This window comes from Ruminococcus flavefaciens MA2007, from assembly GCF_000621845.1.
Classification (GTDB): Bacteria; Bacillota; Clostridia; order Oscillospirales; family Ruminococcaceae; genus Ruminococcus; species Ruminococcus flavefaciens_E.
Genome location: NZ_JHXF01000021.1, coordinates 35,212 through 61,607, shown reverse-complemented (window position 1 = coordinate 61,607; position 26,396 = coordinate 35,212). Strand labels below are relative to the sequence as shown.

The window sequence follows — 26,396 nt, the reverse complement described above, 5'->3', positions numbered from 1 at the left end:
CAAATATGGAAGTCGTCACTTCTGGTGCAGAGGATACTATGTAGATACGGTAGGACGAAATGAAAAAGTCATACGAGAATACATAAAGAATCAAACAGAAGAAGATTGCATGGCAGATCAGCTAACATTCAAAGAGTACATTGACCCGTTTACGGGTAGTAAGAATAAGTAAGCAAAAAGAAACAGCCGCTTGAAGCGGCTGCTCGAGATAGTAATGCAATGTCAAACCTTCAGTGCCCACTTTAGTGGGTGAGCCTGTATTCGCCCCTTTTAGGGGCTGTGCAAACCACCACTTCAGTGGTGGTTATGATTGCTTTGTTGAAATCCCTGCTGATTTATGATATAATATAAATCAGTGATAAAAAAATAACATTATCTGATCGGAGGTTTTCTTTTGGAATCACTTGATACGATATTATGTATTGCAGCAGCCGCTGCACTTGATGTTTGCATATTCGTTCTGCTTCTGACAGCCTACCGTGAGCGCAGGTCATCAAAGAAAACGTGGCATGAATTATCTCACGATATGGTACTGACCGAACAGAACATCACCTATGAATTAGGCTGCGACGAAGTTCTTATCGGGCGTCATGCCTCAGCGGATATCAGACTCCCCGACCTGTCTGTATCCAGATACCATGCTATGCTGACAGTTTCAAACGGCGTATGGACTATACATGACATGGGCTCCAAATCGGGACTCTTTGTAAACGGAAGTATGGTCCGCGAGGCTGTTCTGCACGAAAACGACCTCATTACTCTCGGCAACCGCCGACTGATTTTCAGAAAAAGGAGGTCTGAACGTGTACGCTAACCCTGTTGCATATGTTTTCTCATGCATTTTTGTACTTATAGCTCATATAGCTATGCTTCTGAATGTGTATTTCAACGGAAACTACACCGAAGTAAGGGATGTTGCAGTTCTCGGTGCAGCAGTTCTCATTCTTGATATTTCCTATTTTGTAGTGATATTGCTTTTCAAGCAGACATCATACGTTCTGGATTTTCTGCTGATACTTGTACTTAATATGAGCTTTATCTTCCAATCCTGCTTCGGAAAGGTTGGTTTTGACGTAAAGCACCTCATAACCTGTATCGTTTGCCTTGCTTCATGCAAGGCAGGCTATATCCTTTGCAGGAATCACAAGCTCCTACAGGACAAAAAGCCATATATCTACGGCGGAGTTATTTTTGTAATGCTCATAGTCCTTGTATTCACCAGTCCCGAGGATATGTGGATAAGGATTGGCAGCTTCGCAATACAACCCTCAGAGTTCGCAAAGCCGCTGTTCATACTCGCCTGTGCTACATCTATTGCCGACCAGCAGAAGAAGCACAAGATACTTACTTTCAGTGTTGTCTATGAGAATCTCGCACTTTTAGCTCTTACAGCAATAGTATGCCTTATACAGGTAAAATCCCACGATTACGGAAGTCTCCCAACATTTTTAAGCATATTTGCCGCAGGATTTCTTCTCAGGATATGCTATCCAAAGGCTAAATTCTCAAAAAAGAAGCTTATAGGCGTTATCGCCCTTGTAATAGTATTCGTTCTTATCGGTTTAAAGTACGCTCCCGAGTACGTTCAGCACAGACTTCATGTTGACATATGGAGCGACAAGACAGGCGACGGCTATCAGCAGTCACAGGCGCTTATCGCTATTGCCAAGGGCGGCTGGTTCGGCGTAGGTCCCGGAAAAGGCTTCCTTTCAAACGTATTCGCCTTTGAAAACGATATAGTATTTGCTACAATAAGCGAAGAATGGGGACTTATTTACGCACTTATGGCGATATTCGCTATTCTCGTCATGACCTCCGTTCCCCTTGTAAATCCCGCACGTTCATACTATCACGGTACTATATCAGCCTGTGTATGCGCGGCTCTCATAGTTCAAATGGGACTTAATATCTTCGGCTCATGCAATCTTATTCCCTTTACAGGTGTTACGATTCCGTTTATTTCCGCAGGAGGAAGCTCCCTCATGGTAAGCGGATTCATGGTTGGAATGCTTATGGCTGCACAGTCCCCTTCCTTCAAAGAACCCAAGCATAAGAAGAAAGAAGCGGACGTACCGACTTGGAGGTGGCAGGAATGAAGAGCATAAGAAGAACTCAGCGAATAATCAGCCTTATCATAATGCTTTTCATTGCAGGTATGGCGTTTCTTGTACTAAAAATAAACCACGAAGCAGATTTCTACATGATGAACTCCGACACACATCAGCTTGGCTTCGTTTATGACCGCAAGGGCGATGTACTCTTTGACGGCACAGGACAGGGCTCCTATCCCGATAATTATTTTCTCGACGTAGGCAACCTCATCGGTGATGACAAGGGACAAATGGAGAATACTCTTGTCGCACGCAATCTCCAGAAGCTTAACAACTACAGCTTCTCTGACGGATTGAAAAAACAGGGCGGAAAAGCCGCTATCTACACGACTCTCAACCACGAAGCCAACCGCGCTGTTTTCAATTCATTCGGCTATATGGAGGGCTGTGTATCGGCTTATAACTACAAAACGGGCGAAATCCTCGTCTGCACAAGTCTCCCCTCTCTTGACGTTACTAAAGGCTATGAGGGACTTGAAAACTTCAAATCAGGCACTCTCTTATCAAAGAATTTGTACGGAACAGTTCCAGGTTCGACACAAAAGGTATCTACAGTTATTTCAGCTGTTGAAATAATGGGAAGTGCTCAGCTTTTCTCCAAAAGCTATACCTGTAACGGAAAATATACCAACAAGACAGGAAATGACATTGACTGCCATAACATTTACGGTCACGGTACTCAGAATATACAGGAAGCATTTGAAAACAGCTGTAACCCGTTCTTTGCACAGCTTATTGAGGACAATGATATGCCTCTTGAAAAGGTCAAGAAGCAGTACGAAAAAATGGGCTATGTTCTTAACGGCGGCAAGCCTACCTATATCGACATCAACGGTATACAGTGCGAGACAGCATCCACAACTCTCGAAAATTCCTACGAATTCCGCACACAGTGGGGCTGTATCGGTCAGGGCGATACCCTCGTAAGTCCGATTCAGCTCATGATGTGGCAGAGCGCCATTGCCAACGGTACAGGCAAAATGACTATGCCCTACCTCATCGACCATGTGACAGACCTCAACGGACACGAAAAAGAAAAAGCAAAAACTCACTACAGCGAAAAGCTTTTCTCCGAAAGCACAGCTTCAACCGTAAAACAGATAATGCTGACCAACGGCTCAGACAGATATGCATATCTGATAAACGGATATAAGGTCGGCGTAAAGAGCGGAACTGCTCAGGTAGACGAGGGCGCAAAGGAAAATTCGCTTCTTGTGGGCTTTGTTGACGATCCTTCATTCCCTATCGCATTCTGTATTCTTATCGAGGATAAAGACAGCGGATATCTCACCACAGAGCAAGTTGCGCAGGTGCTTCTTGATAATTTAAAAAACAATTATTGATGTCAAAACAAACAAATTATGGAAAACTCTTTGTGCATTTAAACAAAATTAATAAAATTCTATTGTATACTACGATTTATTATGGTATAATATAACCATAAACTTATGCTTTGTTTTTACAAAGCAAAAAGGAGGACCAATATGAAAACAACTATCACAGCTAAGAAAATGCAGATTCCAACAAACTTTACAGAGTATGCTGAAAAGAGAATCGACTCCCGTCTGGGAAAATTCTTTGGAGAGGACGCTGATGCAAAAATCGTAATTTCTGAGATCAAGACTCAGATAGTTCTTGAGCTCACAGTAAAATATAACAGCATTATTTTCCGTGCAGAAAGGTCTGCCGAGGACAAGTATGTTGCCCTCGATGACGCTATCGACAAGATAATCAGACAGATCCGCAAGAACAAGACCAAGGTCGAGAAGAAGCTTAAAGACGCCGCTTTCAAGGAGGCTTTCGCTTATCCTGTACCCGAGACAGTCGAGTATGAGGTTATCAAGCACAAGAAGTTCAAGATGAGACCTATGGACATCGACGAGGCTATACTCCAGATGAATATGCTGGATCACGAGTTCTTTATGTTCACAAATGCAGAGACAGGTCTGATAAACGTAGTTTATAAGCGTGACGACGGAAACTACGCTGTACTTGAGCCTGACAACGCTTAATTAATTATTGAAATAATATGCGGAACGTTATGTTCCGCATATTAAATTTATAAAGGAGTAAAGATCATGGACGATAATAAAAAATCAATAATCAAAAAAAGGATAAATAAAACAGGCGAAAACCTCAAAAAGAACAATATGGAATTCTACTACGCCGAAACAAGCGCCGATGTCTGTCCTATCGTTGAATCTCTCTTAAAAGAGGGCGACGTTATCACAAACGGCGGCACGATGACTATGGGCGAGATAGGACTTAAATCACTCCTTGAATCGCCAAAGTATAAATACCTTGACCGCGCAAAGGTAAATACTCCCGAGGAAGTAGTGGAGCTCTACAGAAAAGCCTTTTTCGCAGATGTGTATATTTCAAGCTCAAACGCTATCACCGAGGACGGCGTTCTTTATAATGTTGACGGCAACAGCAACCGTATCGCCGCAATAGCTTTCGGACCAAAGTCTGTTATCATTATCGCAGGCTACAATAAAATAGTTAAAGACCTCAGGGAAGCAGAGCTCCGTGTTAAGCGCGAGGCTGCACCGCCTAACTGCGTCCGTCTCAACTGTGATACCTACTGTAAGGAAAAGGGCGAATGCGTCTCTCTTACAAAGTCGTGCTCTCAGATGTATGACGGCTGCGGCAGTGACGGCAGAATATGCTGTAATTATCTTATCTCCGCACATCAGCGCCATAAGGGACGTATCAAGGTCATTATCGTCGGCGAGGAGCTGGGCTATTAATATATGAACGATACTACCCTTGCTATCTGCCGAACAGCAGGCTATTTCGTCATATACGCCTTTTTAGGCTGGTGCCTTGAAGTCGTTTATCAGGCTGTAGAACATGGCAGGTTCATAAACCGCGGCTTTCTCAACGGTCCGTATTGTCCTATATACGGCTTTGGGGTGATACTCGTCTGTTTCGCCCTTGAACCTATCAAGGAGAACATTGTTGTTCTTTATGTTGGCTCTGTTCTGCTGACAACGTTCCTTGAACTTATTACAGGCTTTCTGCTGGAAAAGTTTTTTTCGCAGAAATGGTGGGATTACTCAGGTGAACGTTTCAACCTCAAAGGCTATATATGTCTTAAATTCTCCCTTCTATGGGGAGTCGCCTGCCTTGTTACCGTCAGACTTATACACCCTCTTACTGTTAAATTTGTCCGCGATATCCCCTCTGCCTTCGGTATCGTTATCTTAACGGTGATACTTATAGGTTTCATCAGCGATACCATAATCACTGTTGCGGCAATAATCCATATCAAGCAAAGACTTGTGGTTCTTGAAGGAATATCCGCTGAAATGAGAAAGATATCAGATAAAACAGGCGAAAAGATCTTTACGGGTGTAGAACACGTCATGGACAAGAAAAGTGAGCTCGATGAACGCAATGCAGAATACAGACAAAAGCTCGAAGAGCTCAGGGATAAGTACAAGGCGATCCATGAGAAACGAAGCTTTACTCTTAAACGTCTTTCCAAAGCATTCCCTCAGCTTGATATCATAAACATTAAAAGCTTTAAGGAACAGCTCGAGGAGCTCCGTAAAAACAAACATTGAATTAACAAGGGACTTTTTTGCAAAGTCCCTTGTTATTTTACATAAAAATTTGCATTCTTAAACTTCAAAAAAGTATTTGACAAAGTACAAAATGTGTGATATACTATACAAAGAAGCAAATCGCTTTAAAGCTCAAAAGCTTAAAAGCGTTACAGTTTACTTTGTGAAAGAGGGATAAATATGAAAGAGATATCTAAGCTGATGAATTACAGATCAGATGTGAGAGTTGTAGACGCTACTCTCCGCGACGGAGGACTTGTAAACGATTTCAGATTTTCTGATGAGTTCGTAAGAGACCTTTACCTGTCCAATATCAAGGCAGGCGTTGATTATATGGAGTTCGGCTACAGAGCTGACAAGGAAATGTTCAAAGTCGAGGATTTTGGTCCATGCAAGTTCTGCGACGATGAGTATATCCGCTCTATAGTTGGCGAGAACCACACTGACCTCAAAATAGCCATCATGGCTGATGTAGGACGCTGCAACTACAAGCAGGACATCGTTGAGCGTGAGAACTCCCCTGTCGACCTTATCCGTGTTGCAACATACCTCCACCAGATACCAACTGCTGTTGATATGATAGAAGATGCTAAGAAGAAGGGCTATGAAGTTACCTGCAATATCATGGCAATATCAAATGCCCAGGAGGGTGACCTTAAAGTAGCTCTTGACATTCTCGGACAGTCCCCTGTTGATGTATTCTATATCGTTGACAGCTTCGGAGCACTCTACCCCGAGCAGCTGGCACGGATAGCAAACCTTTACCTTGAAGCAGCAGACAAATACGGCAAAAAGGTCGGTATCCACGCTCACAACAACCAGCAGCTTGCTTTTGCAAATACAATTGAAGCTGTTGGCGACGGTGTTGACTGGCTTGACGCTACATACTCATCAATGGGCAGAGGCGCAGGCAACTGCGCAATGGAGCTTCTTCTCGGTTTCCTCAAAAATCCAAAGTACAATGTATATCCTGTATTCCAGTTCATTGAGAAACACATGGAAAAGCTCCGCGAGGAAGGCGCTGTATGGGGCTATGATCTCCAGTATCTCCTCACAGGTCTTTTCAATCAGCACCCAAGAACAGCTATCCAGTTCACAAAGGATAAGCGTAAGGACTTCGCTGAATTCTACAAGGAGATAATCTCACAGGAATAATAAAAACAATGCCCGAAAGCAAAAGCTTTCGGGCATTTATTTTATCAGAATGTGAGCTGATTGCTGTCTCCTAATTCCTTAGCAGGCTTGCCTGCGGCAGGAACGCTCTTTGAACGGTATTTTTCAAGCTCAGGAAGCTCCTCAGGAGCTATAAGCGAAGCCGATGAAAGCAAAGCTTTTCTTCTGAGAGTTATGACCTGTACACCCTGTGAATCTCTTGTAGACTTGGGCAGTATCATTCCTGTATTGAATACAAGGGCATGACCGCTGGTAGTCCTGAGAAGTATGTCGCTGTCCTCTGCAATGAATATTGCAGCCACCAGTGGAGATTTTTCGGAATAAGCCTTTGCAAGCTTTTTGCGGTTAGTCTTGGTCTCATAGGATTTCAGCGGAACCTTTGCTACCTTGCCGTTTTCAAAGAAGAATATGACATATCCGCTGTAATCAACAGTGGGGACTACCATTTTAAGGCTCTCGCCCTCGTCGAAGCTGAGCTTTGCAGGGATATAATCGCCCATAACGCTTGCCTTTGTATCATCAAAGGCGCTTGCTCTTGACTTGTATGCCTGAGCCTTATCCGAGAAGAATACAAGCTCTGTCTTATTTGTAGCATCAAAGCTCTGGCTGATGAAATCTCCCTCCTTGAGCTTCTGCTCGTTACTCATACGGAGAGACTGAGGAGTTATCTTCTTGAAGTAGCCGCTGTCGGAAACAAAGATATTAACAGGATAATCAGGAGTATCATCAATCTCCTCGGCTTCCTCAACGTCAGCCTGATAGTAGAACATAGTCTTTCTTGGCTGAGCATAGTTCTTGATAACGTCGCGGAGCTCATTAATGATTATCTTGCGTATCTTCTTCTTATCACGGAGAATATCCTCCATTTCCTCGATATCCTTTTTGAGCTGGTCGACCTCCTCGATACGGCGGAGAATATACTGCTTATTGATATTGCGGAGCTTTATCTCTGCAACATATTCAGCCTGTATCTCGTCAATACCGAAGCCTATCATAAGGTTCGGCACAACGTCCGCTTCGTTTTCGGTCTCACGGATTATCTTTATAGCCTTGTCAATATCGAGAAGTATCTTCGAGAGAGCCTCCAGCAAATGGAGCTTCTCCTTTTTCTTTTGCAGATCATAGTATGTCCTGCGCTGAACGCACTCCTCACGGAAAGCAGTCCACTCGATAAGTATCTCGCGAACTCCCATTACCTTTGGAGTGCCTGCAATAAGTATATTGAAGTTGCATGGGTAGCTGTCCTGTAACGGAGTAAGACGATAAAGCTTCTGCATGAGCTTATCGGGATCGATTCCACGCTTCAGGTCGATAGCGATTTTTAGTCCGTCGATATCAGTTTCGTCACGGATATATGATATCTCTCTTATCTTGCCCTGCTTAACAAGGTCGATTATCTTCTCGATAATAGCCTCGATAGTGGTCGTATAAGGTATCTCAGTTACCTCTATGCAGTTAGCGCTCTTATCATAGCTGTACTTTGAACGTACCTTTATACTGCCGCGTCCTGTTTCATAGACCTTGTTCAGCTCTGCTTCATCATAGAGCATAAGTCCGCCGCCCGGGAAATCAGGACCTTTCAGTGTACTGATTATATCATGCTCGGGATCCTTCATGAGAGCTATAGTAGTCTCGCATACCTCCTCAAGGTTGAACGGACACACATTGCTTGCCATTGATACGGCAATGCCTGTGTTTGAGTTTACAAGGACTGTCGGGAATGTTGCAGGGAGCAAAGTAGGCTCCTGCATGGTATTATCGTAGTTAGGTACGAAATCTATAGTCTCCTTATCGATATCTCGGAAGAGCTCGTTGCATATCTTTTCAAGCTTTACCTCAGTATATCGCGGAGCGGCAAAATGCATCTTGCTTGAATACTGCTTGCCGAAGTTGCCCTTGCTGTCAATATAAGGATGCAAAAGAGCCTCATTTCCTCGCGTCATACGGACAAGAGTCTCATATATAGCCTGATCGCCGTGAGGATTGAGCTTCATGGTCTCACCGACAACGTTAGCAGACTTTGAACGCTCCTTATCAGGACTGAGCAGTCCCCTCTTGTACATCATATAGAGAAGCTTTCTGTGTGAGGGCTTGAAGCCGTCTATCTCAGGAAGTGCACGGGAGATGATAACGCTCATGGCATAAGGCATATAGTTCTTTTTCAGCGTATCTGTAATCTTTTCATCAACAACGCTTCCCGAGCCCTCTATATAAGCTTCATGCTTGAAAACAGGCTGCTTATTGGGAGTTTCCTTTTTCCTTGGCATTTATTCTTCTCCTTCTTTACGTCTTTCGCTCTTTTTCAGAAGCTTTTCGGGATCCTTTACATAAGACCTTACAACACTGCCGCAGTCACGGCAGATAGTATGATACAGCGATGTGGAGCGCATAAGGCTGTCAGCACTGTAAACAGCTCCGTAAAAGTTCTGATATCCTGTTATAAATTCAGTTCCGCCGCAGAAACGGCATTTTGTCATTCTGATCTTTTTCATAGGACAGCTCCTTAGCTTATATCCGCAAGCTCAAGATAATCTGCGCCGTATTCTGAGATATAGTCCTTACGTCCCTGCAGGTCGTCACCGAGGAGCATCTCGAATACCTCTGCGGACTCTGTAATATCATCGGCGGTTACCTTGATAAGACGTCTTGTATCGGGATTCATAGTTGTAAGGCTCATCATGTCGGGCTCGTTCTCACCGAGACCTTTCGAGCGCTGTATAGTGTGCTTTTTATCGCCTATCATTTCAAGGATCCTCTGCTTTTCCTGCTCTGTATAGGCAAAATAAGTCTTTTCCTTTGTGTTTATCTCGAAGAGCGGAGACTCCGCGATATAAACATATCCCTGCTCGATAAGAGTAGGTGTGAGCCTATAGAGCATGGTAAGAATAAGAGTTCTTATCTGGAAACCGTCAACGTCCGCATCGGTACAGATAACTATCTTGCTCCAGCGGAAGTTGTTGATATCAAAGTTGGAAAGCTCCTTGTTAGCCTTGGTGGTAACTTCAACTCCGCAGCCGAGGACTTTGATAAGATCGGTGATTATCTCACTCTTGAATATTTTTGAATACTCAGCTTTAAGGCAGTTGAGTATCTTACCGCGGACAGGGATAATAGCCTGAAACTCCGCATTTCTTGCAAGCTTTACAGAACCGAGAGCCGAATCACCCTCCACGATGTAAATTTCACGGCGTGAAACGTCCTTTGTACGGCAGTCAACGAACTTCTCAACCATATTGGCAAGGTCGATAGTGCCTGTAAGCTTTTTCTTTACGTTGAGACGAACCTTTTCTGCGTTTTCACGGCTTCTCTTGTTTATAAGTATCTGCTCGGCTATCTTCTGGGCTTCATCTGGATTCTCAATGAAATATACCTCCAGCTGATGACGGAGGAACTCAGTCATGGCTTCGCGGATAAATTTATTGGTTATAGCCTTTTTAGTCTGGTTTTCATATGAAGTCTGAGTTGAGAATGAGGAAGAAACAAGTATGAGACACTCCTCAACATCGGCATAGGTTATCTTGCCCTCGTTTTTCTGATAGCCGTTTATGGACTTGATATAGCTGTCTATCTGAGCTACAAAGGCACGCTTTACAGCGTCCTCAGGAGAGCCGCCGTGCTCAAGGAAGCTTGAATTATGATAATACTCAGTGAGCTTGAATTTATTTGAGAATGTAACAGCAACGTCCAGTTTTACCTTGTATTCAGGCTTGTCCTCACGGTCACGTCCGCGTTTTTCGGCAGTCCAGTGCTGTATGGAGGTCAGATTCTTGTCCGCAGAAAGCTCTGTAACGTAATCTGTGATACCGTTTTCATAGATAAACTCCTGCTCGTTAAAGCCGCCTGCCTCATTCTCAGAGCGGAATACAAACAGGATATTAGGGTTTACAACTGCCTGACGTTTAAGGATATCGCAGAAATATTCATCGGATACATCTATATCTGTGAAAACTTCAAGGTCAGGACGCCAGCGAGTCTTTGTACCTGTCTGCTTTTTCTTGCAAGGCTCCTTTTTCAGACCGCCTACATTATCGCCCTTTTCAAAGTGCAGATTGTACTTGAAGCCGTCTCGAACTACCTCGACGTCCATGAACTCAGAGGCAAACTGCGTTGCACAGAGTCCCAGACCGTTAAGTCCGAGGGAGTATTCATAGGATTCAGCCGAATCGTCATACTTACCGCCTGCGTAAAGCTCGCAGTAGACAAGCTCCCAGTTATACCTTTTTTCGTTATTGTTAAAGTCAACAGGACAGCCGCGTCCGAAGTCCTCTACCTCGATATCGTGGTTCCTGTAGTGAGTAATGACTATTTTATTACCATAACCCTCACGGGCTTCGTCAATGGAGTTTGAGATGACCTCAAAAATCGAGTGCTCACAGCCGTCTAAGCCGTCAGAGCCGAATATAACCGCAGGACGCTTACGAACCTTGTCCGCGCCCTTTAGCATTGTAATACTTTCATTGCCGTAGTCTTGTTTCTTAGCCATAATCCTCTGCCTTTCGGTCACGTTTTAATGCATACAAAAGTTATTATATCATATAATTTTCAAAAAAGCAAGTCCGCAGCAATAATTTCCCGATATACTGAAAAAGCAGCCACAAAGACTGCTTTTCAGATTAGTATAGGGTTAAGAAAGAAGCTCCTCATATTCCTTTTCCTTAAAGCCTACAAGGACTTTCTTGCCGTCAACAAGTATAGGTCTCTTAACGAGCATACCGTCTGTGGCAAGGAGCTTTATCTGCTCGTCATCGGTCATATCAGGAAGCTTGTTTTTCAGCTCCATAGATTTATAGAGCAGACCGCTGGTGTTGAAGAACTTCTTTAGCGGAAGTCCGCTGTTTTTGTGCCATTCTCTAAGCTCAGCCTCTGAGGGATTATTCTCCATGATGTCTCTAAGCTCATAGGATACGCCCTTATCATCGAGCCATTTCTTTGCCTTCTGGCAGGTAGTGCACTTCGGATAACAAAAAAATTTCATATCAATTCTCCTTTTCGGTCTAAAATAATTTTAATATATTATACCACATCGGCACTTATTATGCAATAAAAAAACAGCCGACTGTATACCGGCTGCTTTGATACTATTAATTAATAGAAGTGGTTACTGTAACCGTCACCCCAGAAACCAATGTAACCCTGAGTAAAGGATCCATTTTCCTTGAAGTAAAGAGTAACCGCGTCCTTCACGCTCTGTGTAACGTGAGAACTGTATGTGTTTAAGTTTGCGTATGTACTTGAACCCGAGAACTGATACGGCTGTGTGATTACACCGTAAATCGTATTCGGGAACTTAGGAGAAGAAACTCTATTCATAATCACTTCTACTACCTTTGCCTTATCCTCAGTACAGATCCAATTGCAGCCTGCTTCGTGCGCAACAGCGTTGCAAAGGAGTATGTACTCTTCATCGGTTATAGGCAATGAGTCCTCTTCTGTTTCAACATCGATCACTACAGGCTCTGTTACAGGCTCAACATAAGTCTCTGTTGTTTCCTGCGGAGCTTCGGTTGTTGGTTCAACGTATTCTTCTGCAGCAATTGTTGTTTCTACCATCGTGGTCGTGGTGGTAGCAGTCGTTGTTGTTGTCATCAATGTTGTTGTAACTACAGGCTTTGCAGTAGTTACCTTAACTGCCTCTGTAGCTCTTGCTACTATTGCAGCAGTTGTAGATGCCTGTGTAGCAGGCTGTGTGATTGCAGCCGGCGCATGAGCCGGTGCGGGCACCGATCTTGAAATCTGAGCAGCTGTTGTAGCTACCTCTATACCGTACAGTGAAGTTGTGCCTTCCTGTGCAGCATTTGTTTTTTTGCTTGCAGCCGTCGACTTTTCGACTGTATAAGATTTCTTGGTGGTTGTTCCTTTGTTTGCAGTTGCCTTTTCGGTCATTACTGAAAGCTCAGCCGCTGTATTTGAAACAGCGCTCATAGCATTTGCCACTGTGCCCTCCGCACTAACTATATCAGATGTACTTACGGTCGAAGATGTAATATATCCAACTCCGATTCCTCCGCCCAAAACTGAAGCAACTACTCCGCATGCTAACGCTGCGGCTTTGAGATTACCCATCAACTCATCCTTTCCTGAAAAAGTGTTTTCAATTTTTTCGGGCTGTTGATATGATAACACATCTTCCTCGAAATGGCAATACTTTTAGGATTTTTTCCATTTTGTGGCTAATATTTTCCACGGTATTTATTGACTCGGAGTAAATGTGCACATATTATATGGAGATTTAATGGACTATCTGTAAATAAAATATTAATAATAATTCAGTTTTAACTGCGTTTTGTTACAAAACAGTAACAAGAAGGCTTCTTTTTCTGTATATCAGAGTAAAATTAAACTCTCTGTTTTACGCTGTTTTCGCCATTTCGCGACATTTTACAATCATAATTTTGGTAACTGAACAGTTACAAACAACTCATGTAAAAATATACAGAGAGCTATTGCAAATGTCAGCGTTTAATGCTATAATAATATAGTATAAACAAATTCATAGGAGAAACAATATGGACAAGACTTATTATACAAATCAAATAAACTCTGTAATCGCAGAAGTAAAAAAAGCCGTTATCGGCAAGGACGCTATAATCGTCAAGGCACTGCTTGCTATGCTGTGTAAGGGACATATCCTGATCGAGGATATCCCGGGCGTTGGCAAAACTACTCTTGCACTTGCTTTTTCAAAGGCGCTTTCTCTTGAACACAACCGTATGCAGTTCACTCCCGATGTACTCCCCTCGGACGTTACGGGTTTTTCCGTTTATAATAAGAGCAACGGAAAATTCGAGTTCCGCCCCGGCGTTGCGTTCTGCAATCTTTTCCTCGCCGATGAGATAAACCGTACATCAAGCAAGACTCAGTCTGCTCTTCTTGAGCTCATGGAAGAAAAGAGCATTACCGTTGACGGTAATACATATAAGCTCCCTGAGCCGTATACCGTAATCGCTACTCAGAATCCTATCGGCTCGGCAGGTACTCATAATCTTCCCGATTCACAGCTTGACCGTTTCATGATAAAGCTCAGCATGGGCTATCCTGATTTCAGTGGTGAGGTCTCTATCCTTAAAGCTAAGCACAACGACAATCCGCTTGAGAATGTAAAGCCTGTTGCGGACGCAAGCTTTATTACCGAGCTTCAGGAGTATATTTCCAATATTTACATCGACGACAGGATCTACGAGTATATCGTTTCTATCTCTGCTGCTACACGTAAGCACCCTATGCTGAAGCTTGGCGTCAGCCCCCGTGGTACTCTGGCTCTTATGCAGCTCTCAAAGGGTATCGCAGTAGCTATGGGCCGTGACTATGTTATCCCCGAAGATATCTCATATATCTGCAACGATGTATTTGAGCACCGTATAATGCTCAATTCAAAGGCAAAGCTCTCGGATACATCTGCTTCTGATATAATCACGGAAATTCTCAGAACAGTTCCTGTTCCGGGTATCGGCGAAAAGTAAGGCGGCGGCATGATACTCACAAAGCTGCTGTTCATCGCTCTGATAATCATATGTGCACTCTTCTATATACTATATATATGGGACTTTGCACTTGTACTTCTTATCGTAATGATAGCCTTGCCTATCATTATGTTTGTCACAACTTTAATAACAAAGCGCAGCATAAAGGTCGAATTTGCCGTAAAGGACAAAAACGCTGTTAAGTCAAAGGACTTCCCTGTTCAACTGGTCGTTACCAACAAGAGCATTTTCCCTATCGGTAAGGCTGAGGCAAAGGTAGAATACTACAACACATTCAGCAATGATATTTCTTCCTTTGACCTGTTTCTGCCCATACAGCCGAGAAATTCACAGCGCGTGACATTTCAGCTGAACTCCAAGTTCTGCGGTACTATTAAAATAAGAACACTGTATCTCAATATTTATGATCCGCTGAGGATATTCAAATTCAAGGCGGCAAGCAATGTACATACAGAAGTCACTATCATGCCTGAAGGTCATGATATCGGCGGTGTCGTTCATTACAGTGACCGTGTGAACGAAGAAAGCGATCTTTTCTCAGAACACCGCGCAGGCGACGATCCGTCGGAGGTTTTTGATCTCCGTGAATACAACGCAGGCGACAAGCTCAACCGCATACACTGGAAGCTCAGTTCAAAAAAGGACGACTTTATCGTAAAGGATTACAGTCTCCCGATAGATGTTCCTTGTATGCTGTTCCTTGACCTGAAATGCTATTCGGAGAATAATGTTGCCCTGCCTGTGATAGATACTCTTATCGAAACATTTCTTTCTATCTCGCAGTTCCTGCTGGACAACGAAAGATGTCACTCGGCAGTTTTCTTCAATGCTTCGCAGAATCGCTTTGCAGAGTACAGCATAACAAGCTCCGCAGACCTTTCGGCAGTTGTCAAGGCGCTTATATCCTCGGTAGATTGCACTCGCGTCTGTCAGAAGCCTGATGTTTACTTTACGGAGAATGATGGTCTCTCCTTTGCTTCACTTACATATATAAGCTCTGCTTTTGACGAAAAGCTGCTTGACAGTATTGACGAGGAGGTCGAAGCCGACCTCAAGAACGCTGTAATAATCATTGACGATATCGAAAAAACCGCTTCTTTAGGCGGCGGTTATTCTTCACTTAACGTTATACCTGTCGTAGTCGGCAGAATATCTGCCTCAATAAAGGATTTAGATATATAATGAAAAGAAAGAACATACAAAACACTAACGGCATTAATATAAGCGACAGCATAGTAATGTCCGTAAAACAAAAACACCCGAGCATGAGAAAATTCTATGCGGCAGCTATTACTATTATCGGTATGCTGTCCGTTATAATGTCTTTTCTCGGAATGTTCCATTTCCGCTATAATAAGAGCACAGTAATTGCTGCGTTTTTCTGCTTTGCAGCGTTTCATATACTTATTGCGCTTAAAGGCGGAAAGGCTCTCGGAGCATATTTGCTGTCGGTGCTGGGATTCTTGTTTTTTGCGTATCGGAAATCGAAAAAAATAGTTCTCGGCTTTAAGTTCGTATACAATATTATATATAAGGAAGCTTTTGATTCAAAGCTCAACTATTATAAGGCTTTGAAGAAGACGCTTGAAGTTACATCTGTAACAACGCTTTTTGTCTTCTATATATGGCTTCTTGCTATTGTGCTATGCTATTTCACCATTTGCAGACCGAACCCTGTTCTGCCCCTTATGGTGACCTTCCCCATACTCGAAATAGGCTTGTACAACGGTATAAAAATGCCTGTATTCTGGGGAATCATGTGCATCTCGTACTGGCTTGCCATACTTGCTATGTCAACTATTGACGTCGGCGAATATTCAGGCGGACAAAGCGGATTCGTCCGAAAAAACAATTTGTTCTTCCCCAAGCGGCACATGAAGCTAAAGGTAACGGAGCGCTGCGGTATGTTCGTTATCGCTTCTGTTATGATAGTGGCAGTTCTTGCAAACTGCTACCTTAATATCACACATTATAAAAGAAGTGATTCTATAAATGAGAAGCGCCGTGATATTACAGACGCTGTAGAAAACTTCTCTTTCCATAATCTTGGCGAAAGTATCGCAAATCTGACTAACGCTTTCGGTTTCAACCTTGATTATGAGAACCACAAGCTCGGAACCAGCGACCATGTACGCTACAAGAACGTAACCGACCTTACAGTTACTATCGAAAAGCCGATATCAGGAGCCTTATACCTAAAAAACGAAATTCGTGCCCTTTATCACGACAACGAATGGTTCGAGCTCCCGTCGTCAAAATACAAGGACAAGATGTTCGATGATTTTAAGGAATACGGCATTTCGCCCCAGAACTTCCCTGCTATCTTCGGACAGTACATAAAAAGAAAAGACGACAAGAACACTATCTGGATAAAAAACAGCCCAAGAAAAAAGCGCCGTGTATACTCTCCATATGGAGTTGAGGATTTCGGCAAGATAAAATACGAAAATGATACACTTATTTTCCCTGAAACTGAGAAAAAGAGCGAGACCTCATACAAATTCGTTCCTACAAATCCCGATAATATCGAGGTCCTGCTGGGTGAAGGCATGGACGTATTTTTCAGCAAGGGCAAAAACGGCGAATTCACTTTAAACGCAGCGAATAACGCCATTTCCTCTCCAAACAGAACTGTTTTCTCGGCTTCGGGCATAACAGATACAAAGTGGAAGGACAAGGTCGTCAAGTACTGCAAGGATAACGACCTTTTCGACTATGAGGACTATTTCAACATAGATTATGAGCTCCCTGCTGATACCTCCTATCTTTATGAGCACGGCAATATAATCATGGCTGAGCTTCTGGAGAGCAGTTATAAAAAGTTCGTTTACGAAAACTACCTCGATGTTCCTCAGAATAAGGACATGGAAGAAGTCAGAGAGGCTTACAGCGACCTTGTAGATGTTGAACATGATAACACGCCTGAAGAAATATTTGAAATACTCAATAACATAAGAGTAAAAATGGCGGCTACCAGCACATATACGCTTGAACCAGGCGTAACACCTGCCTCACGCGACTTTGTAAAGACATTCCTGCTTGAAACACATAAGGGGTACTGTACTCATTACGCTTCGTCAGGCGTTATACTTGCAAGAATGGCTGGTATCCCTGCCCGTTACGCTACAGGATATATCCTTGTGGAAAACGACATAAAGGGCGGCAAAGTAAACAATGACGATTCAATAACAATTGACGTCAAGGACAACAGGAGCCACGCATGGGCTGAGGTCTATATCGACGGCGTTGGCTGGATACCATATGAGTTTACCGCAGGCTACAGTCAGCAGGATGTACCTCCTGAGCCTACAAAGCCTACTGAGTCAACAACAACTCAGTCCGGTTCAACAACCACAACAACTAATACTTCCCTATCGAGTACAACAAAGAATACCGCGCTCACCTCATCACATACAACAACTACCGCAACAGGCACAGATGTTACTGCAACGACTGTTGTAAAGGGCGGTAAGGGCGGCAAGGGTATACATATTCCCGGATTCTTAAAGGATATCTTCGCTATTGTTCTGTTTATCGCTGCGATAGTAATGCTGATACGCATCAGAAGATCTTTTATACTTAATATGCGGGAAAAGCACTTCAAAAACGGCGATACCCGAACACGAATAAGATATATGTATTCATATGCGGAGAAGCTTCTTGCTGAGCTGAATCTCAGAAGCGAATACGGAAATTATAAACAGTTCGCTGCCGATGTCGAAAAATGGCACGGTGATATCTACTTTGAAAAGGGCGGTTTTGAAAAGGTCACAGATATCGCACTTGGAGCAGCCTTCAATAATGAGACTCCAAGTGAAGATGATATTAAAAAATGTGAGAAAATACTGACCGACCTTGCAGATTCTATTTATCAGAAAGCCGATAAATACCAGAAATTCAGGCTTATGTATTTCAAAGTCCTTGTAAAGGGGGAATAATATGAAGATAGACAACACAGGATATATCGTCAAGGGCATACTTCTTGCAGTATGCGGCGTATGCTTTGCATTCTTCCCTAATGTTATCTCATGGACGTTCTATATCATAGGCGGAATAATCGTCGCAGGAAGCGTCCTGACAGGACTCGGCGGTATTACACAGGGAGACGGTTCACTTCTCCCTGTCGGTGGTATAGGCGCAGCAATAGGACTTTTCATCATGTGTCTCCCGAAGGTAATAAGCGCTCATATATCAATTATTGTAGGTTTTATCATACTTATAATCGCAATTGTTCAGATCATAAAGGCGCTGACCAAGGAAATGAAAAATGGCTTTAAGATATTCCAGTTGGTTTTCGGAATTATTCTTCTTATCGGTTCGGTATTTCTCATTTTTGATCCATTCAAAGGCGGAAATATTATCCGTATCATCGTCGGTATAATCCTGATAGGCTATGCTTTGTTCAACTTCTATGTGGCTTATGTCATCAATGAACGCAACGGCGGAGTTGTTAGCAATACATCAGCTGCTAAGAAATATGACGATATAATTGATACAGTCGGTCATGATGTACCTGATAATGATAATACACCGAAGCTTCAATAAACAAAAAGAACTGCTGAGAGATCGGCAGTTCTTTTTTTCGCAAAAGCTTAATAAAGCTTTGACAAATCAATGATTTTATGATACAATTATATTCGATGTTTTCTCAAAAGTACCTTTATAAAGCTTTTTTATGCCGTGCATTTGAGAAAAAGAAAAATATATAAAGATTTGTACCACTGAAATAACAAGCTTAATTTATTGTGTTCAGCTTAAATTATATTATTGTGAAATTTGGTATTGCAATTTCATTTATATAGTGATATAATATTTATATAGTTTACTATGAATAAGAATAAGGTAGGATTTGCTTATGAAAATACAGCAGCTCGAATATGTTATTGCCGTTGCAAGAGAAGGCAGTATTACAAAGGCAGCTAAGAAGCTTTATCAGGCTCAGCCTAATATAAGTATCGCCCTGAAAGAGCTTGAGGCTTCTCTGGGTATACAGATATTCAACCGCTCTCCCAACGGTATGATACTAACTCCCGAGGGTGAGGAGTTCCTTGCACGCGCTCAGACTATCGTTGACGAAATGCAGAGCCTCGAAAGAGACTATGCTCAGACTCCTGATAACGAAATGAAGCTCAAGGTCGCTGCTGCCCGCTCGACCTACGCAACTGCGGCTATTGGAAAATTTATCAGCAAATACATCGACAAGACCGATAAGATCGAAGTTCATGTCATGGAAACAAGCACTGCTAAGGTCCTCGAGGATATCTGCGCAGGCAAATACGATGTCGGCTTTATCCGCGTTCCGAGCACATATGCGGAAATGATAGAAAGCCGTCTTAAAGCCCGTAATCTGGTAGGCAGAACGATTATGGAGTTCCCTCTCCAGATAGTAATGAGCGACAAGCACCCTCTTGCTAAATACGATGATGTTCCCTATGAGCTTCTTTCAGAATATCCCGAGATAATCCACGGTGATGATGAGCCTGAAATGGTTCGCCGTGCTGCTATCAATCAGGATTACGACGAAAAGCGCTCTACAAAGCGTATCCTTATCTACGACAGAGGTACACAGATAAGTATGCTCAAGACTGTAAAGAATGCTTATATGTGGGTTGCTCCCATGTCTCAGAGCATTCTCAGATTCAACGAGCTTGTTACAAGAAAATGCTCATACGCGAACAATCTTAACCGAGATATGATAATCTACCGCAAAGCAAGCGAAAACAACGCTCTTGTTTCAGACTGTATAAGAACCGTTTATGAATACGCAGACAAAATAGAAGGTCTGGAAATATAAAATAAATACCCCGATCAGACGGCTATCCGTCTTTGATCGGGGATTTTTTGCGAAAAAAAAAGAATGAGAGCCATTAGGGGGGAGGTTCTCATTCTTAATAAGGGGATATGAGATTGTCATTTATGAAAGAATGACTTTCCATATGTTATTATAGCATAGTGCAATACTTATTGCAAATATAAATAATTAATTGCAGTATATAGATTGTTGATAAGTAATATTTAAGTATATATTTCCAAAATGTAATTATTTATAAAAAAGCCCTCGGTGCTGCCGAGGGCTTTGATGTCAGTCAGCCATAAATACCTCAAAAGCTTTATATGCCATGTAGGTATCAAGCTTTGATACTATCTCATACGGAGCGTGCATTGAAAGCACAGGAACTCCCAAATCGATAGTGTCAACGTTAAGGTTAGCGATATAAGCAGCTACTGTGCCGCCGCCGCCCTCGTCTACCTTGCCAAGCTCGCCTGTCTGCCAGATAACATTCTTTGAATCCATAAGACGTCTTATACGTCCTGTGAACTCAGCAGAAGCATCTGATGTGCCAGCCTTGCCGCGGGCGCCTGTATACTTTGTAACAACTACGCCGTGGTTAATATATGCGCTGTTATTGCGCTCGTTGACCTCTGGGAATGTAGGATCGTATGCAGCGTTTACGTCAGCGGACAAGCACTGTGAAGCAGAAAGGACTGTTCTTGCATCGCTGCCCATATTTTCAGCAATATCTGCTACGAAATATTCAAGATATGCAGAACGGAGACCTGTGTTTCCGTCGCTGCCTGTTTCTTCCTTGTCAGTAAGTATAGTAACTACTGTATGCTTTGGCTTCTTGCACTCAGCTGTAGCTACAAGTGCAGGATATGCGCATACCTTGTCGTCGTGACCGTAAGCACCTATCATGCTTCTGTCAAAACCGATATCCTTTGCCTTGAATGCAGGAACTGCTTCAAGCTCTGATGATATAAAATCAGCCTCTGTGATGCCGTACTTCTCAAAGAGGATATTCATTATATTGAGCTTTACAGAGCCGCTCTCCTCGTCGTCCTTGAACGGACGTGAGCCGATCACTATGTTGAGCTGCTCGCCTGTGATACCCTTAGCAAGAGGCTTCTGCATCTGTGCTGCTGCAAGGTGCGGCAGAAGGTCTGTTACGCAGAATACAGGATCACTGTCGTCCTCACCGATATTTACAGGAACGCTTGTACCGTCAGCCTTGATAACTACGCCGTGAAGCGCAAGCGGAATGGTGGTCCACTGGTACTTCTTGATACCGCCGTAGTAATGAGTCTTGAAAAGAGCCATCTCTGTGTCCTCATACAGCGGATTCTGCTTGAGGTCAAGTCTTGGGGAATCAATATGAGCTGCACAAAGTCTTACGCCCTCTGTGATAGGCGCTGTACCGATTACAGCCGCAAGAACAGACTTGCCGCGGTTGTTGCGGTATATCTTATCACCTGCTTTAAGCTTCATGCCTGCCTTGAATTCAACAAAGCCCTTCTTTTTAAGTAGCTCTATAGAATATATAACTGCTTCACGCTCTATCTTTGCCTTGTTCATGAAGTCCTTGTAGCCTTCGCAGAATTTATCGCAGGCTTTTATATCCTTGTCCGAAACAAGATGATAAGCGTTTTTACGCTGGATAAGAAGCTTTTCCTTGAGCTTCTTAGCTTCGTTCTTTTTTTCTGCCATTAAAAACCTCTCCTTTCGCAGAAAAATCTGTATAACAGCCATTTACGGCTGAATTACTGCACCTTCATCGGAGTCTGCTTGCTTTTGTAAAGCTCGCGTATCTTGCCTGATACCTCCCATGCTATGCCATTGACTGTATCCATATTGCCGTTATTGTGGATTATGTAGTCGGAATGGCTCTTGAAGAACTCCTCATCAAGCTGAGAATTCATACGTCTGCGAGCCTGATCCACTGTAAGTCCGTCGCGGGCGATAATACGCTTTTCACGTATATCCGCATTTGCAAGTACGGATATGATTATCTCGCAGAAATCATCTGCTCGGCTCTCAAAAAGTGTTGGAGCGTCAAGAAGTATGAGCTTCTCACCTTTCATGGAGTGAACTCTTATCTGTCGGAGTATCTCGCCTGTGATGTAAGGATATGTAATAGTGGTAAGTGCTTCAAGCTTGGACTTGTCAGAGAAAACAATGCCTGCAAGACCGCGTCTGTTGAGAGTGCCGTCCTCATTTATAACAGCAGAACCGAAAAGGTCAGCTATCTCGTCGAGACACTTTGTGCCTTTTTCTACTATCTTGCGAGCCACCTGATCGCAGTTGATGACTGTGAAGCCGTTGGAGGCAAATATCTTTGAGACTGTGCTCTTCCCTGCCCCTGTCTGACCTGTCAGACCAACGACCATGACTCCGTTGAGACTGTTCATATCCTTATCACCTCGAATCCTGCCGCCCTGATTAGGCGGTTATATACTGCAAGTCCTACTCCCTCTGTTTCGGGAGCACGAACATAGACTACCTTTGCACCTATGTCGTCAAGCTCGCGCAGTCTTTGGAAAAGAAGATGTGCCTGCTGAGAGCTGTCTTTACCGTAGGTCATATATCTGTATGGGAAATTATCCCTGTCATTATCGAAAATAAGCGAATACACGCCGTCGCCGCTATGAGCTCCCACATAGGAGATAAATCCTTCAAGCGAGCCCTCGACCATGATTATATCTGCCTTTGGCGAATAGTGCTTGTACTTCATTCCGGGAGAAGCGGCTTTCTGCCCTGCTTCAAGCTCGTGGAGTATAGCGTGGTCGATTATGACCTCATCGCATACTTCAAGGAGCATTTCTCTTGTAACACAGCCCGGACGGAGTATCCTTGCAGTGCTCTCTCCCTCAATGGAGATGACTGTTGATTCAACGCCGAATTCAGAGCTTCCGCCGTCAACTACAGCTGCTATTTTGCCGTTCATGTCACGCATGACGTGGTCAGCAGATGTAGGACTTGGATATCCCGATGTATTGGCTGACGGAGCGGCAATAGGTCTGCCTGAGAGCTCTATTATCCTGTGCATTACAGGATGTGAGGGCACTCTGATTCCTACTGTATCAAGTCCGCCTGAGGTTATCATGGGTATCCTGTCGTTTTTGGGAAGTACCATTGTGAGAGGTCCCGGGCAGAAGCGCTTAGCAAGCTTGTACGCAAGAGCAGGTATAGCTGATGTGTAGTCAACAGCCTGTGAAAAATCTGCAAGATGTACTATCAGCGGATTATCGGCAGGCCTGCCTTTTGCCTCAAAGACCTTGCGCACAGCAGCTTCGTTGGAAGCGTCTGCACCCAGACCGTAAACAGTCTCTGTAGGTATACCGACTATCTCGCCTTTTTTAATAAATTCAGCAGCTATTTCAAGGTCTTTTTCCTTGTTATTTAGTAAAACTGTATCCATAAAAACTACGCTTCCTGACTTGCGAGCTTGGCAGCCTGATCGGCAGTCGCAAGCGCATCAAACACTTCATCAAGATTTCCGTTGAGAATGTCTTCCAGTCTGTAAATAGTCAGACCTATACGGTGATCCGTAAGACGTCCCTGCGGATAATTGTATGTTCTGATCCTTTCGGAGCGGTCTCCTGTTCCGACCTGCATTTTTCTCTCCGAAGCGATCTTTGCGTCTTGCTCCTCCTGCATAGCCTCGTAAATACGTGAACGCAGAATTTTCATTGCTTTATCTTTGTTCTTATGCTGGCTTCTTTCGTCCTGACACTCCACCACGGTGTTCGTGGGGAGATAAGTTATTCTTACAGCGGACTCTGTTTTATTTATATGCTGTCCGCCTGCACCGCTTGCGCGGAAATAGTCTATTTTCAGATCCGTGGGATTTATTTCAAGCTCTACCTCGTCTGCTTCGACGAGAACTGCCACGGTAACTGTCGAGGTGTGGATGCGTCCCTGTGATTCTGTTTCGGGAACGCGCTGTACGCGGTGGACTCCGCTTTCATATTTAAGGCGTGAGTAAGCTCCGTCGCCCTCAATGGAGAAACTTATCTCCTTGAAACCGCCAAGCTCAGTGGGATTGGCGCTGAGCACCTCCTGCTTCCAGCCCATAGTCTCTGCGTACATTGTATACATACGATAGAGGGAATTTGCAAACAGCGAAGCCTCCTCGCCGCCTGCGCCGCCTCTTATCTCTATGATAACGCTCTTGTCGTCATTGGGATCCTTCGGTAAAAGAAGGACCTTGAGCTCCTGTGTGCAGGTCTCCATTTTCTCTCTGGACTCATCATACTCAGCCTGAGCCATTTCCTTGAAGTCCTTATCGAGACCTCCTGCGTCAAGAAGCTCCTTCGCCTCATCAAAGGCTGCCTGTGCCTTTTTGTATTCCCTGTATTTCTCAATGATAGGAGTCATGTTCTTGAACTCCTTCATAAGCTGGGTATACAGCTTATTATCACTGATAACATCAGGTTCAGAGAGCTTAGCGCTTATTTCTTCGTATTTCTGCTCCATTAATGCAAGCTTTTCAAACATTCAGTATTCTCCTTAATGCTAAAAATATTACAATAAATGTTGCACTACGCTAACCCTCATCGGCGTGTTTTACGCTTCGGATACTCTTTTCAATCTTATTGCGGGCGACCATAAATTCTCTTGCGCACTTGACACATCTTAATCTGAAATCCATTCCTGCACGTATCACGAACATTTCGCTGCCGCCGCAGGGGTGGTTCTTCTTCATTGTAAGTACATCACCCGGTCTGATATCCAAGACATTATCCCCCTCTCGCGTAAATAGAAAAAATCGAACATTTTTATTATACCCTAAAACTCCTCTCAAATCAATATTTTACGGGTATATTTTTTTCATTTTGGTGAAAAATAATAAAAACTCCCAATTATTCATATTGAACCCATACAAAAAATAGAAAGGAACTTTTTTATGATATCAAGAGTAACTGCCGAATTTGAAACTCCCGAGCTTGCTGAGTTCGCTCTCAAACGTGTGCGTGAAAGTGTGGACTATGTTTATTCAGCAAAAATGATGTACAACAGGATAGCCGAGCGCTCTGCAAGACTTGGGCGAAGCTCCACTTTTACTGTAATACCAACATATTCTAATACCCATACGAACTTCCTAACAGCCGTTATGGAGTCCCCTGCTTCAAAGGATATCATACCCGAGCCTGCACGGAATCGTAAAACAACAGCCTGTATCGTCTGCGGCAGTGCTGCTGTGGATAATGTTATCTCGGTGCTCAACGCTTTGGGCGGACTTAATATACGCTTTGCACAGTAGCATATAAATCTGAGCAGCCGCATATGATTGACTACAAAGTTATTATAACGGAGGTAAAAACATGGAATTTAGACCAGAAGGCTGCTTATACGATTCACCGTCAAATCAAAGATATATATCCTCGGCTGAGGGGTTGGCAGAGGCTATGGAAAAAGGCATTATCCTTGAAGCTAAAGCAATACTTTGTACAGGCTCTCACGACCTTATAGTGGAGCTGCCCTGCGCAAGGGGCATTATCTCCCGTGAGGAGGGCGCTATTGGAATCGCAGAGGGTAGGACGCGTGATATAGCTCTTATATCACGCGTAAATAAAATAGTATGCTTTAAAGTCACAGAGCTTGAGCTTACAGAAAACGGAGAGCTTGAAGCTAAGCTCTCACGAAAAGCAGCACAGAAAGAATGTGAAAAAAACTTCGTATCAAAGCTTGAATCGGGAGATATAATCGACGCAAGGATATCACACATGGAAAAATTCGGCAGCTTCGTCGATATAGGCTGCGGTATCCCCTCTCTTGTGCCTATAGATACTATGTCGGTGTCGCGGATATCACACCCAACAGACAGATTCAGAGCAGGACAGCTTATAAAAGTAGTTGTCAAGAGCGTTGAAAACGGCAGGATATTCCTCACTCATAAGGAGCTTCTCGGAACATGGGAAGAAAATGCCGAAAAATTCAAGGCAGGAGAAACCGTTCCCGGTGTAGTGCGCTCTATTGAGAACTATGGAGTTTTTGTTGAGCTTACACCCAATCTTGCAGGACTTGCCGAATCAAAGGAAGGCATATCCGTAGGGCAAAGCGTCAGCGTCTACATAAAGGCTATAATACCAGAAAAAATGAAGGTAAAGCTTATAATCGTAGACATTTGCGGTGAATATGCTCCGCCAAAGGAAATTGAATATTTCATAAACTCGGATCACATTGATCATTGGAAGTATTCGACTGAAAACTCCGATAAAAATATCTCAACGAGCTTCTGACATAAAAAATGCACCTGTTTTCACAGGTGCATTAATATTAT

At 43.4% G+C, this 26,396-nt stretch carries 25 protein-coding genes; 15 read left to right on the top strand and 10 right to left on the bottom strand.

What is annotated here, in order from left to right; all coding sequences use genetic code 11:
• From T497_RS18090 to T497_RS0110115, 8 genes are all read left to right on the top strand, one after another.
• A partial coding sequence (locus T497_RS18090; protein WP_196243036.1) for a transposase occupies window positions 1-172 on the top strand: 172 nt, incomplete at its 5' end.
• 222 nt (window positions 173-394) lie between these two features.
• Complete coding sequence (locus T497_RS0110145; RefSeq protein WP_028515519.1) at window positions 395-814, top strand: FHA domain-containing protein; 420 nt, start codon at window positions 395-397, stop codon at window positions 812-814.
• Window positions 804-2,096: an FtsW/RodA/SpoVE family cell cycle protein gene (locus tag T497_RS0110140; RefSeq protein ID WP_028515518.1), complete on the top strand. Its 1,293-nt coding sequence runs from the start codon at window positions 804-806 to the stop codon at window positions 2,094-2,096. Before T497_RS0110145 ends, T497_RS0110140 begins: the two co-directional genes overlap by 11 nt.
• A complete protein-coding gene (locus T497_RS0110135) occupies window positions 2,093-3,454 on the top strand; it encodes a penicillin-binding transpeptidase domain-containing protein (protein WP_028515517.1) in 1,362 nt (453 codons plus the stop codon). The genes T497_RS0110140 and T497_RS0110135 overlap by 4 nt, the downstream gene beginning before the upstream one ends.
• Window positions 3,455-3,595: 141 nt before the next feature.
• Complete coding sequence (gene hpf, locus T497_RS0110130) at window positions 3,596-4,123, top strand: ribosome hibernation-promoting factor, HPF/YfiA family (RefSeq protein ID WP_028515516.1); 528 nt, start codon at window positions 3,596-3,598, stop codon at window positions 4,121-4,123.
• A gap of 66 nt (window positions 4,124-4,189) precedes the next feature.
• A complete protein-coding gene (locus T497_RS0110125; RefSeq protein ID WP_028515515.1) occupies window positions 4,190-4,861 on the top strand; it encodes a lactate utilization protein in 672 nt (223 codons plus the stop codon).
• A gap of 3 nt (window positions 4,862-4,864) precedes the next feature.
• The gene (locus T497_RS0110120; RefSeq protein WP_051530619.1) at window positions 4,865-5,680 is read left to right on the top strand and encodes a putative ABC transporter permease; all 816 of its coding nucleotides are present in this window, start codon (window positions 4,865-4,867) and stop codon (window positions 5,678-5,680) included.
• 180 nt (window positions 5,681-5,860) lie between these two features.
• Window positions 5,861-6,835, top strand: a complete 975-nt coding sequence (locus T497_RS0110115) for an aldolase catalytic domain-containing protein (RefSeq protein WP_028515513.1) — start codon at window positions 5,861-5,863, stop codon at window positions 6,833-6,835.
• 44 nt (window positions 6,836-6,879) lie between these two features.
• Here the strand turns inward: T497_RS0110115 and T497_RS0110110 are convergent, their stop codons facing one another.
• From T497_RS0110110 to T497_RS17590, 5 genes are all read right to left on the bottom strand, one after another.
• Window positions 6,880-9,120, bottom strand: coding sequence for a DNA gyrase/topoisomerase IV subunit A (locus T497_RS0110110; RefSeq protein WP_028515512.1), 2,241 nt, complete (start codon window positions 9,118-9,120; stop codon window positions 6,880-6,882).
• Window positions 9,121-9,345 (bottom strand): hypothetical protein, encoded by a 225-nt coding sequence (locus tag T497_RS0110105; protein ID WP_028515511.1) that lies wholly within the window; start codon window positions 9,343-9,345, stop codon window positions 9,121-9,123. It lies immediately after the preceding gene.
• 11 nt (window positions 9,346-9,356) lie between these two features.
• Entirely contained in the window at window positions 9,357-11,336 is a 1,980-nt protein-coding gene (locus T497_RS0110100) for a DNA gyrase/topoisomerase IV subunit B (RefSeq protein ID WP_028515510.1), read from the bottom strand.
• A gap of 141 nt (window positions 11,337-11,477) precedes the next feature.
• Complete coding sequence (locus T497_RS0110095; protein ID WP_028515509.1) at window positions 11,478-11,828, bottom strand: arsenate reductase family protein; 351 nt, start codon at window positions 11,826-11,828, stop codon at window positions 11,478-11,480.
• A gap of 110 nt (window positions 11,829-11,938) precedes the next feature.
• Window positions 11,939-12,916 (bottom strand): cell wall hydrolase, encoded by a 978-nt coding sequence (locus T497_RS17590; protein WP_051530618.1) that lies wholly within the window; start codon window positions 12,914-12,916, stop codon window positions 11,939-11,941.
• Window positions 12,917-13,359: 443 nt separating this feature from the next.
• Here T497_RS17590 and T497_RS0110085 point away from each other — a divergent pair, with 443 nt between their 5' ends.
• From T497_RS0110085 to T497_RS0110065, 5 genes are all read left to right on the top strand, one after another.
• On the top strand, window positions 13,360-14,313 hold the full coding sequence (locus T497_RS0110085) for an AAA family ATPase (RefSeq protein WP_028515508.1): 954 nt from the start codon (window positions 13,360-13,362) through the stop codon (window positions 14,311-14,313).
• Between the two features lie 9 nt (window positions 14,314-14,322).
• Window positions 14,323-15,516, top strand: coding sequence for a DUF58 domain-containing protein (locus T497_RS0110080; RefSeq protein ID WP_028515507.1), 1,194 nt, complete (start codon window positions 14,323-14,325; stop codon window positions 15,514-15,516).
• Entirely contained in the window at window positions 15,516-18,272 is a 2,757-nt protein-coding gene (locus tag T497_RS0110075) for a transglutaminase-like domain-containing protein (RefSeq protein WP_028515506.1), read from the top strand. Before T497_RS0110080 ends, T497_RS0110075 begins: the two co-directional genes overlap by 1 nt.
• Window position 18,273: 1 nt before the next feature.
• Window positions 18,274-18,879 carry a DUF308 domain-containing protein gene (locus T497_RS0110070; RefSeq protein ID WP_028515505.1) on the top strand — a complete coding sequence of 202 codons (606 nt, stop codon included), beginning with the start codon at window positions 18,274-18,276 and terminating at the stop codon, window positions 18,877-18,879.
• A gap of 310 nt (window positions 18,880-19,189) precedes the next feature.
• A complete protein-coding gene (locus T497_RS0110065; protein WP_028515504.1) occupies window positions 19,190-20,128 on the top strand; it encodes a LysR family transcriptional regulator in 939 nt (312 codons plus the stop codon).
• Between the two features lie 288 nt (window positions 20,129-20,416).
• Here T497_RS0110065 and T497_RS0110060 read toward each other — a convergent pair whose 3' ends face one another.
• Genes T497_RS0110060 through T497_RS0110040 form a run of 5 tightly spaced genes read right to left on the bottom strand, consistent with a single transcriptional unit; the run spans window position 20,417 to window position 24,848 of the window.
• The gene (locus T497_RS0110060) at window positions 20,417-21,820 is read right to left on the bottom strand and encodes an aminopeptidase (protein ID WP_028515503.1); all 1,404 of its coding nucleotides are present in this window, start codon (window positions 21,818-21,820) and stop codon (window positions 20,417-20,419) included.
• A gap of 53 nt (window positions 21,821-21,873) precedes the next feature.
• On the bottom strand, window positions 21,874-22,521 hold the full coding sequence (gene coaE / locus T497_RS0110055; protein WP_028515502.1) for a dephospho-CoA kinase: 648 nt from the start codon (window positions 22,519-22,521) through the stop codon (window positions 21,874-21,876).
• Window positions 22,518-23,531, bottom strand: coding sequence for an L-threonylcarbamoyladenylate synthase (locus tag T497_RS0110050; RefSeq protein ID WP_028515501.1), 1,014 nt, complete (start codon window positions 23,529-23,531; stop codon window positions 22,518-22,520). The genes coaE and T497_RS0110050 overlap by 4 nt, the downstream gene beginning before the upstream one ends.
• A gap of 5 nt (window positions 23,532-23,536) precedes the next feature.
• Window positions 23,537-24,610, bottom strand: a complete 1,074-nt coding sequence (gene prfA / locus T497_RS0110045; protein WP_028515500.1) for a peptide chain release factor 1 — start codon at window positions 24,608-24,610, stop codon at window positions 23,537-23,539.
• 49 nt (window positions 24,611-24,659) lie between these two features.
• Window positions 24,660-24,848 carry a DUF951 domain-containing protein gene (locus tag T497_RS0110040; protein WP_028515499.1) on the bottom strand — a complete coding sequence of 63 codons (189 nt, stop codon included), beginning with the start codon at window positions 24,846-24,848 and terminating at the stop codon, window positions 24,660-24,662.
• A 171-nt stretch (window positions 24,849-25,019) separates the two neighbouring features.
• Between T497_RS0110040 and T497_RS0110035 the strand changes: the two genes are divergently transcribed.
• Window positions 25,020-25,376, top strand: coding sequence for a hypothetical protein (locus T497_RS0110035; protein WP_028515498.1), 357 nt, complete (start codon window positions 25,020-25,022; stop codon window positions 25,374-25,376).
• A 61-nt stretch (window positions 25,377-25,437) separates the two neighbouring features.
• Window positions 25,438-26,355 carry a S1 RNA-binding domain-containing protein gene (locus T497_RS0110030; RefSeq protein ID WP_028515497.1) on the top strand — a complete coding sequence of 306 codons (918 nt, stop codon included), beginning with the start codon at window positions 25,438-25,440 and terminating at the stop codon, window positions 26,353-26,355.
• Window positions 26,356-26,396: the final 41 nt, after the last annotated feature.

Excerpts from the sequence above, each read along its gene's own strand:
- T497_RS0110135 (WP_028515517.1), top strand. The coding sequence starts at position 2,093 with ATGAAGAGCATAAGAAGAACTCAGCGAATAATCAGCCTTATCATAATG.
- hpf (WP_028515516.1), top strand. The coding sequence starts at position 3,596 with ATGAAAACAACTATCACAGCTAAGAAAATGCAGATTCCAACAAACTTT.
- T497_RS0110125 (WP_028515515.1), top strand. The coding sequence starts at position 4,190 with ATGGACGATAATAAAAAATCAATAATCAAAAAAAGGATAAATAAAACA.
- T497_RS0110120 (WP_051530619.1), top strand. The coding sequence starts at position 4,865 with ATGAACGATACTACCCTTGCTATCTGCCGAACAGCAGGCTATTTCGTC.
- T497_RS0110115 (WP_028515513.1), top strand. The coding sequence starts at position 5,861 with ATGAAAGAGATATCTAAGCTGATGAATTACAGATCAGATGTGAGAGTT.
- T497_RS0110110 (WP_028515512.1), bottom strand. The coding sequence starts at position 9,120 with ATGCCAAGGAAAAAGGAAACTCCCAATAAGCAGCCTGTTTTCAAGCAT.
- T497_RS0110105 (WP_028515511.1), bottom strand. The coding sequence starts at position 9,345 with ATGAAAAAGATCAGAATGACAAAATGCCGTTTCTGCGGCGGAACTGAA.
- T497_RS0110100 (WP_028515510.1), bottom strand. The coding sequence starts at position 11,336 with ATGGCTAAGAAACAAGACTACGGCAATGAAAGTATTACAATGCTAAAG.
- T497_RS0110095 (WP_028515509.1), bottom strand. The coding sequence starts at position 11,828 with ATGAAATTTTTTTGTTATCCGAAGTGCACTACCTGCCAGAAGGCAAAG.
- T497_RS17590 (WP_051530618.1), bottom strand. The coding sequence starts at position 12,916 with ATGGGTAATCTCAAAGCCGCAGCGTTAGCATGCGGAGTAGTTGCTTCA.
- T497_RS0110085 (WP_028515508.1), top strand. The coding sequence starts at position 13,360 with ATGGACAAGACTTATTATACAAATCAAATAAACTCTGTAATCGCAGAA.
- T497_RS0110080 (WP_028515507.1), top strand. The coding sequence starts at position 14,323 with ATGATACTCACAAAGCTGCTGTTCATCGCTCTGATAATCATATGTGCA.
- T497_RS0110075 (WP_028515506.1), top strand. The coding sequence starts at position 15,516 with ATGAAAAGAAAGAACATACAAAACACTAACGGCATTAATATAAGCGAC.
- T497_RS0110070 (WP_028515505.1), top strand. The coding sequence starts at position 18,274 with ATGAAGATAGACAACACAGGATATATCGTCAAGGGCATACTTCTTGCA.
- T497_RS0110065 (WP_028515504.1), top strand. The coding sequence starts at position 19,190 with ATGAAAATACAGCAGCTCGAATATGTTATTGCCGTTGCAAGAGAAGGC.
- T497_RS0110060 (WP_028515503.1), bottom strand. The coding sequence starts at position 21,820 with ATGGCAGAAAAAAAGAACGAAGCTAAGAAGCTCAAGGAAAAGCTTCTT.
- coaE (WP_028515502.1), bottom strand. The coding sequence starts at position 22,521 with ATGAACAGTCTCAACGGAGTCATGGTCGTTGGTCTGACAGGTCAGACA.
- T497_RS0110050 (WP_028515501.1), bottom strand. The coding sequence starts at position 23,531 with ATGGATACAGTTTTACTAAATAACAAGGAAAAAGACCTTGAAATAGCT.
- prfA (WP_028515500.1), bottom strand. The coding sequence starts at position 24,610 with ATGTTTGAAAAGCTTGCATTAATGGAGCAGAAATACGAAGAAATAAGC.
- T497_RS0110035 (WP_028515498.1), top strand. The coding sequence starts at position 25,020 with ATGATATCAAGAGTAACTGCCGAATTTGAAACTCCCGAGCTTGCTGAG.
- T497_RS0110030 (WP_028515497.1), top strand. The coding sequence starts at position 25,438 with ATGGAATTTAGACCAGAAGGCTGCTTATACGATTCACCGTCAAATCAA.